The sequence below is a fragment of the Myroides sp. C15-4 genome (assembly GCF_050522745.1).
Lineage (GTDB): Bacteria > Bacteroidota > Bacteroidia > Flavobacteriales > Flavobacteriaceae > Flavobacterium.
Genome location: NZ_JBMVQX010000032.1, coordinates 1 through 17,194, shown reverse-complemented (window position 1 = coordinate 17,194; position 17,194 = coordinate 1). Strand labels below are relative to the sequence as shown.

General features: G+C 34.9%; 16 protein-coding genes. 7 read left to right on the top strand and 9 right to left on the bottom strand.

Annotated features, from left to right (window positions below; translation table 11 throughout):
- Window positions 1–73 precede the first annotated feature (73 nt).
- Genes gldG through ACPDHL_RS12960 form a run of 4 tightly spaced genes read right to left on the bottom strand, consistent with a single transcriptional unit; the run spans window position 74 to window position 3,635 of the window.
- Window positions 74–1,762 (bottom strand): gliding motility-associated ABC transporter substrate-binding protein GldG, encoded by a 1,689-nt coding sequence (gldG, locus tag ACPDHL_RS12975; RefSeq protein WP_430533181.1) that lies wholly within the window; start codon window positions 1,760–1,762, stop codon window positions 74–76.
- On the bottom strand, window positions 1,762–2,481 hold the full coding sequence (gene gldF / locus ACPDHL_RS12970) for a gliding motility-associated ABC transporter permease subunit GldF (RefSeq protein WP_430533180.1): 720 nt from the start codon (window positions 2,479–2,481) through the stop codon (window positions 1,762–1,764). Before gldF ends, gldG begins: the two co-directional genes overlap by 1 nt.
- A gap of 13 nt (window positions 2,482–2,494) precedes the next feature.
- Window positions 2,495–2,791: a putative quinol monooxygenase gene (locus tag ACPDHL_RS12965; RefSeq protein WP_430533179.1), complete on the bottom strand. Its 297-nt coding sequence runs from the start codon at window positions 2,789–2,791 to the stop codon at window positions 2,495–2,497.
- 16 nt (window positions 2,792–2,807) lie between these two features.
- A complete protein-coding gene (locus tag ACPDHL_RS12960; protein ID WP_430533178.1) occupies window positions 2,808–3,635 on the bottom strand; it encodes an SAM hydrolase/SAM-dependent halogenase family protein in 828 nt (275 codons plus the stop codon).
- A gap of 96 nt (window positions 3,636–3,731) precedes the next feature.
- On the opposite strand from ACPDHL_RS12960, the gene ACPDHL_RS12955 reads away from it, so the two are divergent.
- On the top strand, window positions 3,732–4,718 hold the full coding sequence (locus ACPDHL_RS12955) for a PhoH family protein (protein WP_430533177.1): 987 nt from the start codon (window positions 3,732–3,734) through the stop codon (window positions 4,716–4,718).
- A gap of 38 nt (window positions 4,719–4,756) precedes the next feature.
- Here ACPDHL_RS12955 and ACPDHL_RS12950 read toward each other — a convergent pair whose 3' ends face one another.
- Window positions 4,757–5,530 (bottom strand): hypothetical protein, encoded by a 774-nt coding sequence (locus ACPDHL_RS12950; RefSeq protein ID WP_430533176.1) that lies wholly within the window; start codon window positions 5,528–5,530, stop codon window positions 4,757–4,759.
- Between the two features lie 779 nt (window positions 5,531–6,309).
- Entirely contained in the window at window positions 6,310–6,546 is a 237-nt protein-coding gene (locus tag ACPDHL_RS12945; protein WP_182626960.1) for a hypothetical protein, read from the bottom strand.
- A gap of 306 nt (window positions 6,547–6,852) precedes the next feature.
- Here ACPDHL_RS12945 and ACPDHL_RS12940 point away from each other — a divergent pair, with 306 nt between their 5' ends.
- The 3 genes from ACPDHL_RS12940 to ACPDHL_RS12930 all read left to right on the top strand — a co-directional run bounded on the left by ACPDHL_RS12940 (window position 6,853) and on the right by ACPDHL_RS12930 (window position 9,188).
- Entirely contained in the window at window positions 6,853–7,800 is a 948-nt protein-coding gene (locus ACPDHL_RS12940; protein WP_430533175.1) for an isopenicillin N synthase family dioxygenase, read from the top strand.
- A 155-nt stretch (window positions 7,801–7,955) separates the two neighbouring features.
- The gene (locus ACPDHL_RS12935) at window positions 7,956–8,303 is read left to right on the top strand and encodes a translation initiation factor (RefSeq protein WP_430533174.1); all 348 of its coding nucleotides are present in this window, start codon (window positions 7,956–7,958) and stop codon (window positions 8,301–8,303) included.
- Between the two features lie 12 nt (window positions 8,304–8,315).
- Window positions 8,316–9,188, top strand: coding sequence for a nucleoside phosphorylase (locus ACPDHL_RS12930; protein ID WP_430533173.1), 873 nt, complete (start codon window positions 8,316–8,318; stop codon window positions 9,186–9,188).
- A gap of 50 nt (window positions 9,189–9,238) precedes the next feature.
- On the opposite strand, the gene ACPDHL_RS12925 is transcribed toward ACPDHL_RS12930, so the two are convergent.
- On the bottom strand, window positions 9,239–9,943 hold the full coding sequence (locus ACPDHL_RS12925) for a pseudouridine synthase (protein WP_430533208.1): 705 nt from the start codon (window positions 9,941–9,943) through the stop codon (window positions 9,239–9,241).
- Window positions 9,944–10,045: 102 nt separating this feature from the next.
- Between ACPDHL_RS12925 and ACPDHL_RS12920 the strand changes: the two genes are divergently transcribed.
- Window positions 10,046–11,461: an MATE family efflux transporter gene (locus ACPDHL_RS12920; protein ID WP_430533172.1), complete on the top strand. Its 1,416-nt coding sequence runs from the start codon at window positions 10,046–10,048 to the stop codon at window positions 11,459–11,461.
- A 674-nt stretch (window positions 11,462–12,135) separates the two neighbouring features.
- Here ACPDHL_RS12920 and ACPDHL_RS12915 read toward each other — a convergent pair.
- Together ACPDHL_RS12915 and ACPDHL_RS12910 are read right to left on the bottom strand one after the other, a co-directional pair.
- Entirely contained in the window at window positions 12,136–12,585 is a 450-nt protein-coding gene (locus tag ACPDHL_RS12915) for a GNAT family N-acetyltransferase (RefSeq protein ID WP_430533171.1), read from the bottom strand.
- A gap of 70 nt (window positions 12,586–12,655) precedes the next feature.
- On the bottom strand, window positions 12,656–13,372 hold the full coding sequence (locus ACPDHL_RS12910; protein ID WP_430533170.1) for a hypothetical protein: 717 nt from the start codon (window positions 13,370–13,372) through the stop codon (window positions 12,656–12,658).
- A 338-nt stretch (window positions 13,373–13,710) separates the two neighbouring features.
- Between ACPDHL_RS12910 and ACPDHL_RS12905 the strand changes: the two genes are divergently transcribed.
- Window positions 13,711–15,888, top strand: coding sequence for a hypothetical protein (locus ACPDHL_RS12905; RefSeq protein ID WP_430533169.1), 2,178 nt, complete (start codon window positions 13,711–13,713; stop codon window positions 15,886–15,888).
- A gap of 112 nt (window positions 15,889–16,000) precedes the next feature.
- A complete protein-coding gene (locus ACPDHL_RS12900) occupies window positions 16,001–17,122 on the top strand; it encodes a hypothetical protein (protein WP_430533168.1) in 1,122 nt (373 codons plus the stop codon).
- Window positions 17,123–17,194: the final 72 nt, after the last annotated feature.

Below are 17,194 nucleotides of genomic sequence, written 5' to 3'. Positions count from 1 at the left end.
TAATTTTATATGTAAAAGGCTTTACACCTACAAATATATTCGTTTAACTTCAATAATAAAAGCAGAATCTGCACTACTTTTTAACAAAAGTCTTTCTTTTAAAGAAAGAAAACAAAAATCCAAGTAAGAGTACCACAAGAATGGGAATACCTAATACGATAAACTGAATTGTTGAATAGCGTTCAAAAACACGCATCTTGTCCAAAACTGGAATTTTAACTTCCTTAGTACGAAGGTTAATCAGTCCTGAATCATCCAAAAGATAGTTTACTGCATTAAACAAAAACTCTTTATTTCCGTATAATTTATTGGTCCATTTATCATAACCTAATTCCATCGGTTGATAATTTTGATCCAATTGATTTTTGATGATATCTCCGTCGCTGATAACAATCATTTTGTTATGCTCGCTTCGTTTTTTAGCATTTGGCAAAGCAAATGGCAAGACTCTATTTTCAAAAACAGACTTAAATTGTCCTTCTAACAAAACACCGAGGATATAATTTCCTTTTTCACTGTAGTGTTCTGGGTTAGATTCTTCATTGATCATATCCAAATTAATTTCCGTTGGCGTACCTACGGTCAAGGAATAAGGCGATGATTGCAACAGCACTGTTTTTTTTATTTCATTTTTCAGGGTATCAATGGGAGAGGCAAAATCCAAGCGAACCCCTTCTATATTTTTCACTATTGGGTGTGTAGACTCTGGATAAACAAAGGGAGCGAATTTCCAAATAAATTCACCATACTGTGTTTCACTACCTTGACGCCCCAGTGCGAGTTTGATGGGGGTTGCTACTTCGTCTTTAACTAACAACGGGTTAATTCTCACCCCATATTTAAACAACATCTCTCCTAGAGATTGATCTTTAGGATACGCAAATAGCGAACCTTTAGTTCGTAAGCTGTCAAAATCGGCTTGTACTTGATCCAACAGCCACAGCGTTTTTCCTCCATTCATAATGAACTGATCCAAAACTTCGATTTGTTTTTCGTCAAACTCTTTTGTGGGTTTGGCCATAATAGCCAGATCAAATTCTTGTAGTTGCACTAGAGTGGCTTGCGGTGATTGAGCCACCGAATCCAAAGTAAAAGGCGCCAGGTGATAGTTGTCTTTCGCACTAATTAAAAAATCGGCGAGATAAGGATCCTCGATTTGACCATTGCCCTTTAGAATGGCGATCTTTTTCGACTTCGGTGTATTTACTTTCGCAATCGCTTCTGTAAAAGCGTATTCCAAATGTTGAATCGAAGTCAATACTTTTTCTTCCGTATTAGCTCCAATCATATTTTTCAACAATTGTACTTTCACCATCTGCTCTCCTTTGTTAACAAAGGCCCATGGAAAAACTAACGCTTGCGATTGCATTCCTTTATTGTTTACTGTAAGCGTAACGGGCTTTGCTCCGAGTTCATACAGATTACTTACAATTTGATCCTCCGTTCCTCCTCCTTCTTCTAGCGGATTGACAAATCGAAATAAGATATTAGAATTTTCAGCGCTAAACTCTTCCAATAGTTGGCGTGTTTCCGCTTGTAATTTCACAAATTCTTGAGAAAACTGACCTTCTAGCAACACCTCAATTAAAATAGGTTCTTCTACTTGATCAATAATTTCATTGGTAATTGGAGAAAGCGTATAACGCTTGTCTTGTGTCAAATCAAAACGATGGTGCACATAAGCTCCTATACCGTTTAACAGTACAATTCCAGCAATAAAACTCCCGAGCTGAACAATATTTTTCTTTGTTTCTCTTTTCATTATTTGCGCAATTGATTGATTCGGAATACGGTTAAACTCAAAAATAAGGCAGAAAAAGAGAGGAAATAAAGCAGGTCTCTGGTGTCAACTACCCCTTTTGAAATACTGCTAAAATGGGCGTTAATCCCCAATCTTCCAATACCGTGTAAAGCTGGTACGCGATCTAACATACTCAAGCCATACGAGGCAATTAAGCAGAATAAGACAGCTAAAATAAACGATACCACCTGATTACTCGTTAGTGATGAGGCGAAAATCCCCATAGCTACATAGGCAGCTCCGAGAAAAACAAGTCCTAAATACGAACCGATTACACTGCCCATATCAAAAGTCTGTCCTGCTAAGAGGTTATTTTGCAAGACCCAAACATAAACAAGTGTTGGTAAAACTGCCAAAATCACCAAGGCTAATACACCAAAAAACTTGCCTAATACAATTTGCCAAGGAGATAAAGGTTTCGTTAATAACAACTCTATGGTTCCCTGTTTAATCTCTTCCGAAAAACTTCGCATCGTCACGGCGGGAATTAAAAACAAAAACACCCAAGGAGACAAAAAGAAGAAGGGAGATAAATCAGCAAAACCACTTTGAGGGATATTGTAATCTCCATCGAAAACCCACAGAAATAATCCATTAATAATCAAAAAGACAATGATAACTAGATAGCCAATAGGCGATCCAAAAAAGGATTTTATTTCGCGCAAACACAGTGCTTTCATATCGTACAGGCGATTATTTTAAAGTAGCGTATTTATCCACACTCCACGCTTCGGCTTTTTCCTTAAACAGCGTTTTGAAATAAGGCCATACTTCGCCAAATAACGTCGATTTTTTATACGTTGCTAAGTTGGATTCCTCAGACCAATAGCTATACGTAAAAAAGATATTCGTTTGATGTTTATCTCGGTAAACTTCCAAAAATTGGCAACCAGGAAAGTTGCGAATTTGATCCTTATATTTTTCAAAATGATTTAAAAAATCATCGATTCTATCCTCTTGTAAGGTAAGTTTTACTATACGTACAAACATATTTTTTTACTTTAGATTACTCTTCACTAAATTCGATAAACAGCTGGTCTTCTAAATTCACACCTAACAGTGTTCGAATAGAACCACCAGGTTCATTGGTTGTAGAATACATAATGGCGATCACCAGCTGCCCTACTTCATTGAACAAAGCGAGTAATTCTCCTGCTTTATTGCTGAGTTCACTAGGATCATTGGCATTAAAATCGGCATAGTATTCGTTTATTTTTGTAATTGTACGATTTTTTATTCGAATACCAAAGTTTCTTCCACGTCCTACGTGTTCAAATAGTTCTCTTGAAATATTGCTCACGAGATTACCAAACTTATCTTCATAGACATAGGTTCCGATAATCAGATTGGGTTTGATCGTTAAATTTTCAACGAGTAGATTCATTTTGTACAAGCTATCAATCGGTTGACCGATCGCGTGTAATTCTTTCCCTTCACACAACTGATAGGCACAATAGACAAAGACATCATTGGTACTCATTCCTTCGACATGGTTAATTGCAACGGCCTGTTCAAACTCATGTGTTCCCAGCGTAACGGCAATTGCTCCATTATCTGTTCCGATAAAATAGTGATCTTGGTATTTGACGCAAATAGCAGGTGAAAAAGGCAGGATAGCAGAGGCTACAGATAAAATATGAATGGTTCCTTTCGGAAAATGGCTATAAGCCATAGAAAGTACGAATCCCGCATCAGCCACTCGATAATTTCTCACACCATGCGAGATATCCACTACATTACAATTTTGAATATTAGAATAGATCTTCCCTTTTAAAACTCCTACATAATAATCGGTATATCCAAAATCAGTTGTTAATGTAATTATTCGCTGCATTATTTTTTAGTCTCTGTTTTATAAGAAAAATCAATTTTTTTATAGTAGATTTGAAATACAAAATTAGACTATTTTTTTAATTAATTCGTATTAGTATTGAACGAAAGAATAATAGAACTATCGGAAATTAGCCCTAAAGAGTTTTGGGGACCTCAAGACTTACATTTAGATGTCTTAAAAAAGCTTTACCCACGTGTTAAAATAATTGCTCGCGGATCGCTGTTAAAAATCTATGGAGAAGAAGAAGTTTTAGATGAATTCGAACGCAAATTTGTCCGTTTGATCAAATACTTTACTCGATATAATAAAATTGATGAGAATGCGATTGAGCGCATTGTTATGGATAGCGATTTACAGCAGACCACAGCATTAGATGATGTTTTAGTCCATGGCGTTGGTGGAAAGCTAATCAAAGCAATGACAGATAACCAGCAAAAGTTAGTCAAATTTGTAGAGAAAAACGACATGGTATTTGCCATTGGCCCAGCAGGTACGGGAAAAACCTACACTGGTGTTGCTTTAGCTGTTCGCGCGTTAAAAAACAAAGAAGTCAAGCGAATTATCCTGACGCGTCCTGCAGTAGAGGCGGGTGAAAACTTAGGTTTTTTACCTGGGGACATGAAGGAAAAATTAGATCCATACATGCAACCTTTATACGATGCATTACGCGATATGATCCCTCCACAAACCTTAGAAGATTATCTTTTCAAAGGGGTTATTCAAATTGCACCTTTGGCTTTTATGCGTGGAAGAACTTTAGATCACGCGTTTGTCATACTAGATGAAGCACAAAACACTACCCACTCTCAGATGAAAATGTTTTTGACGCGTATGGGTAAAAATGCCAAGTTCATCATTACAGGAGATCCTGGTCAGATTGATTTACCGCGAAAAGTTTCCTCTGGATTAAAAGAGGCAATCGAAATTCTGAAAGATGTAGAAGGTATTGGCATGCTATACCTCGATGATAAAGACATTGTTCGCCACAAATTAGTGAAGCGTATTGTCAATGCTTACAAAATCGTGGAAGACCGAAGAGATGCGGTCAAACCAGAAGATTTAAAAAAGGTTGAAAACAAGTAGTTTTCAACCTTTTTTTATTGCATTAATTTCTTCCAATTTTAAACGTTATAGGTATCTCTAAAAAATTGCAATTTTAGCTCTTCTCCTATAAGTAAATTTAAATCATCTCCATCTAATTCATAGCGATCGCATTCTTCAAGAATTTCTAATAATTCTTTCTCTCTGCTTTCGTTCAATGAAACATAATCTGGAGATAGGACAATTTTAAAAGCGATACTATCACCTTCACAACGAAGGTCACCATAGATCATATGATTTCCACCACTACCTGAAAAACTACGCGTATTGACATCAATACACACTAAAGGAATTTGATTAATTCCTAATTCTTCAATCTTTTTATTTTCAAATGCTTTGAAAACCCAATTTCCAGATAATTTTTTATCATATAAATAGTGTCCAAAACAAGCAAAGTCAGTTTCAACTCCGTCTTTCTTACTTAAACTCACGGCTACGGAATGATCAAATCTACCATCTAAAAAAGAACGAGCGCTGTCATCTTTGTAGATCACAATCTCAATTTTCTCATTTGCAGTGGCTGATCGATACACTCTACCTTCCCCTTCAATCAGTGGTTCCTCATAAGGAAAAACAATTTTTACATTGGGTTTTAAACTAGCGTATACAATTCCCTTTTTACTGATGGTAATTGTTTGCAGGGAATCCTGTGCTAGTATTTTGAAAAACACCCCTTCTGAATCCTCTTTTTTCAAGAGATCCAGTTGCTTTGTATCATTTTCTTTCTGTCCTTTTTCAGTTAAATTATCACTTCCACAAGAGGGAAATAATGAAACAGTTAAAGCCAATATCATATTCTCAATCTTTTACGTTACAAAGATAAACCCAAACAACATACCAAAAAAAACCAACTTTTTTTATTTAGTAATAATTTAACTTTTATTACTCATTATTTTAGAGTTTCAATTATAAATTTAAATAATTATTTGTAAATAAAAAAATAATATTCTATAAAAATAAACAATAAAACCAATAATTTAACAAATACTTAAAAACGAGTATAAAAAAACCCTTCCTTTGCTAATTAACAATTTTAACGCAGCCTATCACACTTCCCCTTAATAAAATCCAAAAGGAAATCGCAGTTTTTTTTCACCGCACCTTGCTATTTCTACAAAACAGGGAAAAAAGGGAATCCATGTTCTCATTTTAAACTATTTTTTAGCAAAAAATAAAAACAAACGGGCTTATCTTCTTTATATAACGGTATAGATTTCTTTTTATTTCACTTTTTCTCAAATTTTGCTTTTTGAGATAAGAAAAATTTCCTGATCGCATAACCAAACGTTTCCGTTTCATTATTAATCGGCTTATAGAGAAAAGAGTATTCTTGCTTTTACACTCCCATCAATTTACATTGGGGTTGTATAGGCTATACATAGTGAAAGAATGAATGACAAAAAGGGAAATAATTTAGCCTAGGACGCTAGTCCCTATCTTTTGAAAAAAGCAATACGGGACCGCACACTTGTTTTTTCAGTTCAGTTTAAAATAAAAAACTGTTTACACCTAAAAGGAGAAACAGTTTAAAAGCATGGACTATGTCTTTTGGAATATTTGGCTAACAACATCGCTATAGTAAAGTGGTTTTATATCCTGTTTGACGTAAACAAAACATTAAATCATCTTCATTATTGCTAATGCAATACACGCGAATCGTAGAGTTGTCCATTTTTTGAAAAATAGGTTTAAAACTTTTTGGTAAACTTGCATAAAATGGGTCCATTTCTTTTAATTCATACTTTGGATCTATATCAACCGTAACCAATACCACAAATTCATTTGATTTTAATACAATAGGTAATTTCATATATCTCTTTTTTATTTATTTCTAACGAAATTTAAAAAAAAAATCAGACAATTCATATTTTGTACTAAAAATAGTTTGCAGATGTAGGGTAAAAACCTACAAATAAAAGGACAGTTATGAAATAAAATTCATTTTTTTTAACTATTTCCCTTTAATACATACTAAAAACACATTTACAAAAAGAATATGGTACTGAATCGTCCATTTGTCTCGCACTATTAAATAAATGTTATATTTCGATACTATAATCTATTTTACCTACTTTTGTTTTCTATAAAACAGTAAGAGCAACTAACAACTTAGAAAATGCAAAACATTCCTAGTGTTAACTTACGTGATTTCCTATCGGATGACCCGGTACGTAAACAAAAGTTTGTAAATGAAATCGGCCAAGCCTACGAAGAAATTGGATTCGTAGCATTAAAAGGACACTTTTTAGATGATCAATTAGTTGAAAATCTGTACACAGAAGTCCGCAATTTTTTCAACCTTCCCTTAGAGACCAAAAAGAAATACGAAATCCCTGGCATTGGTGGCCAAAGGGGCTATGTATCTTTTGGAAAAGAACACGCAAAAGGAAGATCAGAAGGTGATTTAAAAGAGTTTTTCCACTTCGGACAGTATGTAGAAGACAATCCTGAATTGGAAAAAAGCTATCCTGCCAATGTGATGGTAGATGAATTACCTCAATTTAATCCTATTGGAAAGGAAACGTATCAAATGCTCGAAAAAACAGGTATTTACGTTTTACGTGCTTTGGCCCTTTACTTGGGACTTGACGAGTTTTACTTCGATAAATTTGTCAAAAATGGAAACAGTATTCTAAGACCAATCCACTACCCTCCAATTACGGATGAACCTAAAAATGCGGTTCGCGCTGCTGCTCATGGAGATATCAACTTGATTACCTTACTCATGGGTGCCCAAGGAAAAGGATTGCAAGTACAAAACCACAAGGGCGAATGGATTGATGCGATCGCTGCAGAGGATGAATTAGTCATCAATGTTGGTGATATGCTATCTAGACATTCCAATAACCGCTTAAAATCAACCATCCACCAAGTGGTGAATCCCCCTAGAGAATTATGGGGAACTTCGAGATTTTCTATTCCTTTCTTCATGCATCCTATTAGTGATATGCCATTGAATTGCCTAGAAAACTGTATTGATGAAACCCATCCGAAAAAATTTGACGATATCACAGCTGGTGAATTCTTACACCAACGCTTAGTTGAATTGGGATTGATAAAATAGCTTATTAGAGATGAGAAAAGGGAAAAGGGAGAGAGGTAACTTTCCCCATTTCCCATCTCCCGTCTCCATTTTCCAATTCCTCTTTTCCCATTTCCAATTTTTCACTATCTTTGAGTTACCCCACACAAGTAAATCCATCAACCTAATTTAAAATAATGGCAAAAAAAATCAGTAGTCTAGAAGATCTAGGCGGTTTTGTTTTTTCAACGAATAAAGACTTTGAACTTGAGCGAGAGGAAGTAGAAGAAACGCCAGCTCCTAGTGAGCAGCGACTAGAAGCTCATTTAGACAAAAAAAACAGAGGCGGTAAAATTGCTACGATTATCAAAGGTTTTGAAGGAAATGAGGACGATTTAAAAGCATTAGCCAAAGACTTGAAGACACTTTGCGGTGTTGGAGGGAGTGCCAAAGACAGCGAGATTATCATTCAGGGTAATTTTCGCGATAAAATTATGGAGTATTTACAAAAAAAAGGCTACAAAGTAAAACGTGTAGGCGGTTAAAAAATAAAGAGCATGAAAATAAAATCATCCGAACTTATTTTAAATCCAGATGGCAGTGTGTACCATTTGAATTTAAGACCAGAACACTTAGCAGAAAACATCATTTTTGTTGGAGACCAGAATCGTGTAGATCGCATTTCAAGACATTTTGATACGATTGAATTTTCAACGCAAAAAAGGGAATTCAAAACCCATACAGGAACCTACAAAGGCAAGCGTTTTTCTGTCATTTCAACGGGAATAGGTCCTGACAATATCGATATTGTTATCAATGAAATTGATGCTTTGTTCAATATTGATTTAGAAACTAGAGAAATTAAGAAAGAATTGACTTCGGTTAATATTGTGCGTATTGGTACTTCGGGATCATTACAAGCAGATATTCCCGTAAATAGTTTTGTTCTTTCTCAATATGGATTAGGTTTAGACAATATGATGCGTTCTTACCTCATTGAAGATATTACTGATTTCGATATGGAAGAGGCTTTTATCCGTCATACCCATTGGGATTTGAGAAAAGGACGTCCTTATTTCATTCAAAATAGCCCTTGGCTGGAAGATAAACTGAGTAGCGATCAAACCTTCAAAGGAATTACGGGAACTGCAGGTGGATTCTACGGACCACAAGGACGCGTATTGCGTTTAGCTATTCAGGATCCTGAGTTGAATCACAAAATTGACAACTTTGCCTTTGGCGATTATCGCATTACCAATTTTGAAATGGAAACATCTGCGATTTACGGTTTATCCAAACTATTGGGACACCATGCCGTTTCGTTAAATACTATTATTGCCAACCGTGCAAATGGTACTTTTTCAGAAGATCCCTATGCAGCAGTTGATCAATTAATTATTTACACTTTAGATAAATTAAGCGAAATCTAATTCGATTTCTTTTCATAAAAAAAGCTCAGTTTTACTGGGCTTTTTTATTTTTATTCTCTATTATAGTACGGTTCCAAGGTAAATCCCAAATGTGCATTATACTTTTCATACTGCTCGTCTAGGGTTGCCCGCAAGTGAATATGCGCTTGGGTTATCGGATGTTCAAAAGTCAATTCAACGGCGTGTAACAACATGGCGGTTAAGCCAAATTGATCCAACCACAATTTATTTTGCTTGTTACACCCATGGGGGCGACTTCCTAAAATGGGGTGAAAAACATGTTTGAAATGTTTGCGCAATTGATGTTGACGTCCAGTTTCAGGATAAGCTTCTACTAAAGAATAACGCGAAGTTGGATGTTTTCCAAAAGGAATAGCAACCTCCACGCGCTCTAGTGTTTTATAATAGGTTTTTGCCTCTTGTAATTGGCCACTATCATTGGTCAAGGCATAGTCTATCGTTTCTTCATCAGCCGTATAACCGCGTACTATAGCCACATACTTTTTTTCTACTTGTCTTGTTGCAAAAATAGCATTGAGTTGTTTTAGAACCTCTTTGTTCAATGCAAATAACAATACTCCAGAGGTCTTTCGATCTAATCGATGAACGGGATAGACGTATTGCCCGATTTGATCGCGTAAGATTTGCACAGCATACTCTTGAATATCACTGGCTATAATCGACTTGTGTACCAATAAATCACGTGGTTTATTAATAGCTACTAAGTATTCATCTTGATACAAAATTTCTAACATATCGCAAAGATACTTCATCTTCCCTACTACTAAAACCGTTGGTATAATTTATGTTCTGTTTTTTAAATAAAATAATACATTTGCTTACTTTTTCCCCATCATATGACGACTGAAGTAGCTTCAAAAAAAGGCGTTCTTGCATTTATCAGGCAATCCTTTTCAAATGAAAACTTAGATTTAACCCAAATTCCGACCAATAAAGCGGTGCTTTTATTGGCGATTCCCATGATGTTTGAAATGTTGATGGAATCTGTATTTGCTTTGGTTGATTTGTATTTTGTAGGTCACCTCAAAGAAAGTGCATTTGCCATACAAACGGTGGGGTTAACGGAATCCCTACTCTCTATTATTTACGCGATTTGCATCGGAATTAGCATGGCTGCTACTGCTATCATCGCCCGACGCATTGGCGAGAAAGATAGAGAACAAGCCTCTATTAATGCGGCACAAGCGATCACCATAGCTACCATCATCACTGTTGTGTTAAGCGTTTTTGGCTTTATTTACGCCAAAGATTGGTTGATTTGGATGGGTGCCTCTGAAGAATCCGCGGAATATGGCTATGGCTATACGCGCATTCTATTAGTGAGCTGTGTTTCTATTATGATGCTCTTTCTGATTAACGGTATTTTTCGAGGCGCAGGAAATGCTGCAATTGCCATGAAGAGTTTGTGGTTGGGTAATTTATTCAATATTATACTCTGTCCGATCATGGTACGAGGCTGGTGGATTTTTCCTGAAATGGGATTAGACGGTGCGGCTTATTCCACAGCCATTGGACGAAGTGTGGGGGTCTTATATCAGATTTACTTTTTAACGCGTAAAGACTCGTTAATTCAGCTAAAATGGCACTACTTCAAAATGCAAGGGGAAAAGGTTTGGCACATTCTAAAAATTGCCATTCCCGGCATGGTACAATATATGATCTCAACCTGTAGTTGGGTTATCTTAGCGCGTATCGTCGCTCAGAGTAGTGGCGAAATTGGATCTTCTGGTTTCTTAACCTGTTTGCGTTTAATGATCTTCTTTATCTTACCTGCATGGGGATTAAGTAACGCGGCCTCTACTTTAGTAGGACAACACTTGGGTAATAAAGACCCGGAACGCGCCGCTCAATCAGTCATGACCACCTTAAAATACAACGTCATCTACATGACCATCGTTACGATTATCTTCTTTACCCTCGCAAATTCCCTTGCTTCAATCTTTACCACACAAGAGGATATTAAATCGATCGCTATTTTAGCCATGTACATCGGCGCAAGTGGTTTTATCTTCTATGGTATTGGAATGACGCTGATGAATGCATTTAATGGTGCTGGTGACACACTGACGCCTTCCATCCTCAACTTTGTGGGCTTCTGGCTCTTTCAAATTCCTTTGGCTTATGCCCTGGTGTACTTTTTTAACTGGGGAGCAGAAGGTGTTTTTATCGCCATTCCCGCTGCTGAAACCCTAATTGCTGTATTGGCATTTATCGCCTTTAGACGAGGTAAGTGGAAGTTGAAACAAGTGTAATGGAGATGGGAGAAGGGTGAATTTTATCGAATAAAAATACAACGAGTAAATCGAAACGCAGTGTAGGTTCATCGAACACCCAAACAAAATATAAACGAGGTGAGATAAATGAGATAATTTACGCGTTTTATCTCCTCTTTTACTCCAATGCTCTAACTAATATCATTTGCTAGTTAGAGGAATGAGCGATCACATTTTCTTCATATTCATTTTATCAAACAAACCACAACGAGCAAACCATGCGCAACACAAAGCGCACATAAATAAGTCAAATTACAAAAAGGTCAACCTTGTTTCAAGGATTGGCCTTTTGGTATGTCTTGTAGTGATTAGCTACCCTTTTGTTAGATCTTTCTTCGACAATGCTAGGACAATGCTTTGAGAATACTTATAAAAACAGCTTTTTTGTCGAAGAACTGTTGAAGGAAGCTCGAAGGATTCCCAATTAAAACCTTTATTTTCTTTACACTAGACTAGTGAATGTTGGTAAGTAATCGCTTTGGAGCCATTGATCATGTACAAATAAAGTATAAAAATATAAATGTAAAAAAGAGATGGCTTGCAGTTGCAGGCCATCTCTTTTTTATATCTGAAAGAAATCTCTTTTTATCTCAAGATAAAATTTCCCTTAACTCATTTCCCATCACGCATTACGAATCACTACTTACGAATCACTACTTACGAATCATATCCACATGAGGGATACCATCTTCCAAATATTCTTCTGAAACGGCTTCAAATCCAAAAGAGCCATAGAATTTCTTTAAATACGTTTGCGCTCCGATTTGAATGGGTTGTTGATCGAATTCTTCTTCTATTTTTTCAAGGGTAAGGGCGATTAAAATCTTACCTAATCCATCTTTTCTATGGGCTGCATCCACGACCACTCTTCCGATTGAGATTTCTTTGTAGCTCAATCCAGGGGGTACAATGCGAGCATAAGCGATTACCTTTCCATGTTGTGTAGCAAACACATGCAAGCAATTTTTATCTTTTCCATCTAATTCAGGGTAAGGACAATGTTGTTCAACAACAAAAATATTGGTACGCAATTGCATGATATCATACAACTCATCCAACGTCAATTCCTCAAATGCTTTTGTGTGCCAATGAATGCTATTCATAACTTGTAAATTTTATACAAAAGTAACAATTTATGCGATTTCTCCGTTCCTCTTTTTTAGCTATCTCCAATTAATGTGGTAGCAATAAAAATACGCTCAAAGCGAAGCCATTATTCAATACGTGAAAGAGATAACCATACCAAAATCCAAAGCGCATGCGCAAATATCCCATTCCCAAACCCAAAATAAATTGAGGGAGTGTAATAATGGGAGCTAAGAGGATTACGCGCAACGGAAATTCTTCAAAATTAAAAATATGGATCAACGCAAAAGAAAAAGACAATCCATAGAATACCAAGGGAAAATAAGTGGTCCAACGCTTTGCCATGGCTGCTGGTTTTTTGATGCATACGCTGATAAAACCAACGAGTAACAGCAGCATTACAACAGAAAAGAACAACATAGCTGTATCACTGTATTGCCCAATGACGGTAGAAGCGACTTGTCCCATATACAGCACAAAGGCCACTGCACCTATCAACACATAACGCAAGCGAAAACGCATGGCTAATCGAAAAGCAACCTCTTCCAATAAAGGCCCGACCAACACTGCAAATACAACAAATCCGACCACGCCAATTTGTTCCATCACTTCCTCAAATCGATCGTGTTGTGGTACATCAATAATGGAATCAACCAAAACACCACCAAATATAATAAACACGAATAGGCAACACCACAAACGGAACAGATGCACAATGGCCTGTGCAGGTGTTTGTGTACTTTTCTCGGTAGTAGGTCTTCGCAAGAAAGACAGAAAATCAAGCAGTAATTCGCGAGTAGACATCTTGTTTTTTTTTATAGGTATTCAAGGTAGTAAAAATAATCAACTGAACGAGATAATAGGTACTAAATCAAGTTGATTTTATTCCCTGTTATCTTATTCGTTTCAACTAAAAACTCCCGTCTTTTTCATTTCATTTCATCACTTTTTACCTCAATTTAATTGATTGCTTAATTAACGTTTTTTGATGTTCAACTCCCGTTCTTGTTAAGGTTTCAGGTGTTTCTTTTTTTTAAAATAATTCCTTTTTAATTTCATTATTCACTTAGAAAATCAACTGTGCATTCAACTAAAGATCTACTTTGTTAAAGACGTTTTAATCCATACTAAATAATTGAGATATGAGGAGTGAAGTTTTTTTATTTTGTTTTATTTTTTGCTTTATAAAGGCCTTTGCTCAAACGAATGAATTAAAGATAAAGGTTTATGATTCCGCTCACCTACCTATTGAAGAAGTTGTTTTTATTGATATGGCTACTGCAAAAGAATTAAAAACGAACAATCAAGGAGAAATCGTTATTCGTGGCGACAGCACATCTACTTATCTCTTATTTAAAGAAGATTACAGCAGCAAGCAATACAGTTGGAAGGAATTAAATGAAAACAAACGCGTAATTCTAGCTAAAGAAAATCAAACTTTATCTGAATTATTCATCTATGCTTCCCCTACAAAAAATGATGCAAGTACGATTAGATATAAAATCAAGGAGCAGCTTTTAGGTGAGAATCCTACCGTGTTTCATATAATAGAGACGTTACCGCTATTTTTTGTACAAGGTGAGAAAATAATGTATAAGGGACGAGAAGTAACGGTAATCGTCAATGGCAAAAAACACCTAGGTAAAATTGAGAATATTGACCCTAAAAACATCCGTTCGATTGAGGTCATTCCCTATGGTCATGCTGCTTATGGTGCTACAGGAGAACCTGTACTAAACATCGTCTTAAAAGAGAATCTATTCAATTATTTTCGAGAAGATTTAATGATGGGGTATAACCTAAATAAAGAAGATTACGTTCTAAATGCTAATTCCTTTTTCAAAAAAGACAGGGTAACCCTATCCTTGCCCATTCGATCAGGAGAATCCTTTTTTGACAGCCATAGTTCCACGTCTTCCAACTCCATAAAAATAAATAGCAGTAAGGACAAGACAATCTCATCTGCATTAACTGTACAACCCGAAATTAGTATAAAGCTGACGGACAAAAGTAGCATTAGCTCTTCCCTATTCTTCTACACGCCCAAGAACCAAACAACAAGAGACTATAACATCCCACCGCAGGAGACAATAAATAAATACAAACAGCATATGAAGTATTTGAATACAGGTTCCCTATTTTCTTTTAATACGATACTAAACGATAGTACCGCTTTAGATTTATCTTTTTTGTACACGTATAATGAATACAGAAACAATGGGGATTATATGGACAATCGTTGGAACAATATCCTATATGATAATGCTTTGAGTTTTGATGCGATTTTAAAAAGAACGAAAAGAAAATTTCTTACTTTTCCCATTCGTTATGATATTTACTATTCCTACTATCAATCAGAGATCAAAAATAGAAACCAAAATAACGTAACCAATCGGCGTTCTAAGTTGTCATTTACTACAACACTGACTGTAACGAATAGTCTGAGCTTAACAACTGATCTCTCCTATAATCTCCTTAATAAAGATGATGGAATAGTTCTGCATAATTCTACTGTAGCCTACACAAAGAAGACTTATTCCATTTATTTGAATTATTATAACGATTATCACCTAATTTCTGTCTACGACGTAAATAAACAAAATAGTGTAGATGACAACCTCAACACTACAATTGATAACTATGCTATTCAAAAAAGTAATAGTTATCATTCCTCCCTAGAATTTAATTATATGCCCAAAAGCGGAATAGAAGTTTTTGTACGAGGAAAACTGAATATCCACCACAAAGCTCCTGTTGCTTACTTAGTGAAATCAAAGGAAGATGAGTTCCGAAAAACTATAGTAAACGCAGGAAAGAATAAGAGTTACGTTTTTGAACTAGGTGGATTCTTTGAGATCAATGATCATTTTATCATACAAACCCTATTTACTTATAACAGGAGTCAATTCAAACTAGTAGATTATACTACCGACAAAGATGTAATTGCTTATGATTTTTATGCCAAATATAGGTTCAAAGAAGGTTATAGCATAAAACTAGCTTCTTCCTATGCTAATTTTGATCTTTTTACTCCTTTAGAATCCAATCAAATCAAGTATCCTTTTGTTAGTCTAACCATCGAAAAAGAGTTTATAAATAATCTGAAAATTGCTTTAGTTGTTAATAATCCTTTTATCAAAGCGAAAGAAGTGTATACTTCTTATTATTCAGCTAACTATAACAGTATTCAACTCATTGACACCCGATTCAAATCAAAAGAAATAAACAACTATTCTTCCCTTTACCTTAGTTTAAGCTATACCCTGGGAAATAGTCAATTAAGAAATAAAAGAGATGTACCTATTCAAGCAACATATTAATATACTAAAGACTATGAACTATATAAAGAATATCTAGTGTTAACTATTTCAATATCTATTACCGCTTTTTTCACTTATTATAAATTGTACAGAAATGAAAAATCATCACAGTATGAATATAAGAGTACTAATAGGGTTTATCCATATATCAATTCTATTACTATGTAGTGTTGGGTATGGTCAGCAGTTTATTTTAACGGGTCAGATTATAGATCAAGACAAGCATTTGGTTGAAGTTGCCCAAGCAAGTTTATGGAAAAATGATACTATTCTTATTGCACAACAACCAACTGATAATTTGGGGAGTTTTTCGTTTTATGTAGATAAAGGAAATTATACCCTGAAAATTAATCAGTTTGATATAGAATTTTTTAATGAAGAAATAGCTTTATTTAAGAACACAGATATAGGAGTTGTAAAAATTGATTCTACTATTTCGTTAGACGACATAGTGATATCAATATTAAAAAAAATCACAAAAGAAAGTGTAGACAAAACAACTATTGAAGTGAAAGATCAACAGATTTTTACTGGTGATAATGTCGTTTCAATTTTAGATAAAATACAAGGTATAGTTATTATAAATGACAGAATACTTTATGATGGCGTCGAAGTCAATTCTATAAAAATTAATAACCGCATTCTAAGTTTTAATTCACAAAAGGAAATGATGGATTACCTTAAAAATATAGATGATAAAGCAATAAAAAGCATCGATATATTTAATCCTAGTGCTAAGTATGCTTCCTCAAATTTAGGAAAAACATTAAATATAAATATTGAGCAACCTATTTTAGATGGATTTAGCTTTAACCCTAAAGTAAATTATTCACAAGGAACTTATGCAGACAAAAATTTAAGTCTTTACTCTCAATTGAAAAAAGGTAAAATTTCCTCAAATCTCTTTTTAAGTTATGGAGATAATAAAAATTATAAGGATCAGAACACAATAATTAAATATAAGGATATAAACGAAACTCAAGAACAGAAAAATGAGTTTATTAGTAATATTAGACCATTAAATCTAAACATTGACGTTCAATATACTATAAATCCTAGGACTTATATTGGAGTTACTTTACTATATAATTCAATGAATTTAAAAGATAATACCCGCTCTATTGTCAATTTATATAAAGATGATCTACATGATTCCATTTTTAGTAATCAGAATTACTTAAAAGTTAGGGGCGAATATTATACGGGGTCACTTTATTTTAATAAACATCTGTAGGCTTACCTAAAAATCGGACAGTTGTTAATTCGAAATTATTAACTTTAAACAAAACTGTCAAATATGAAAACA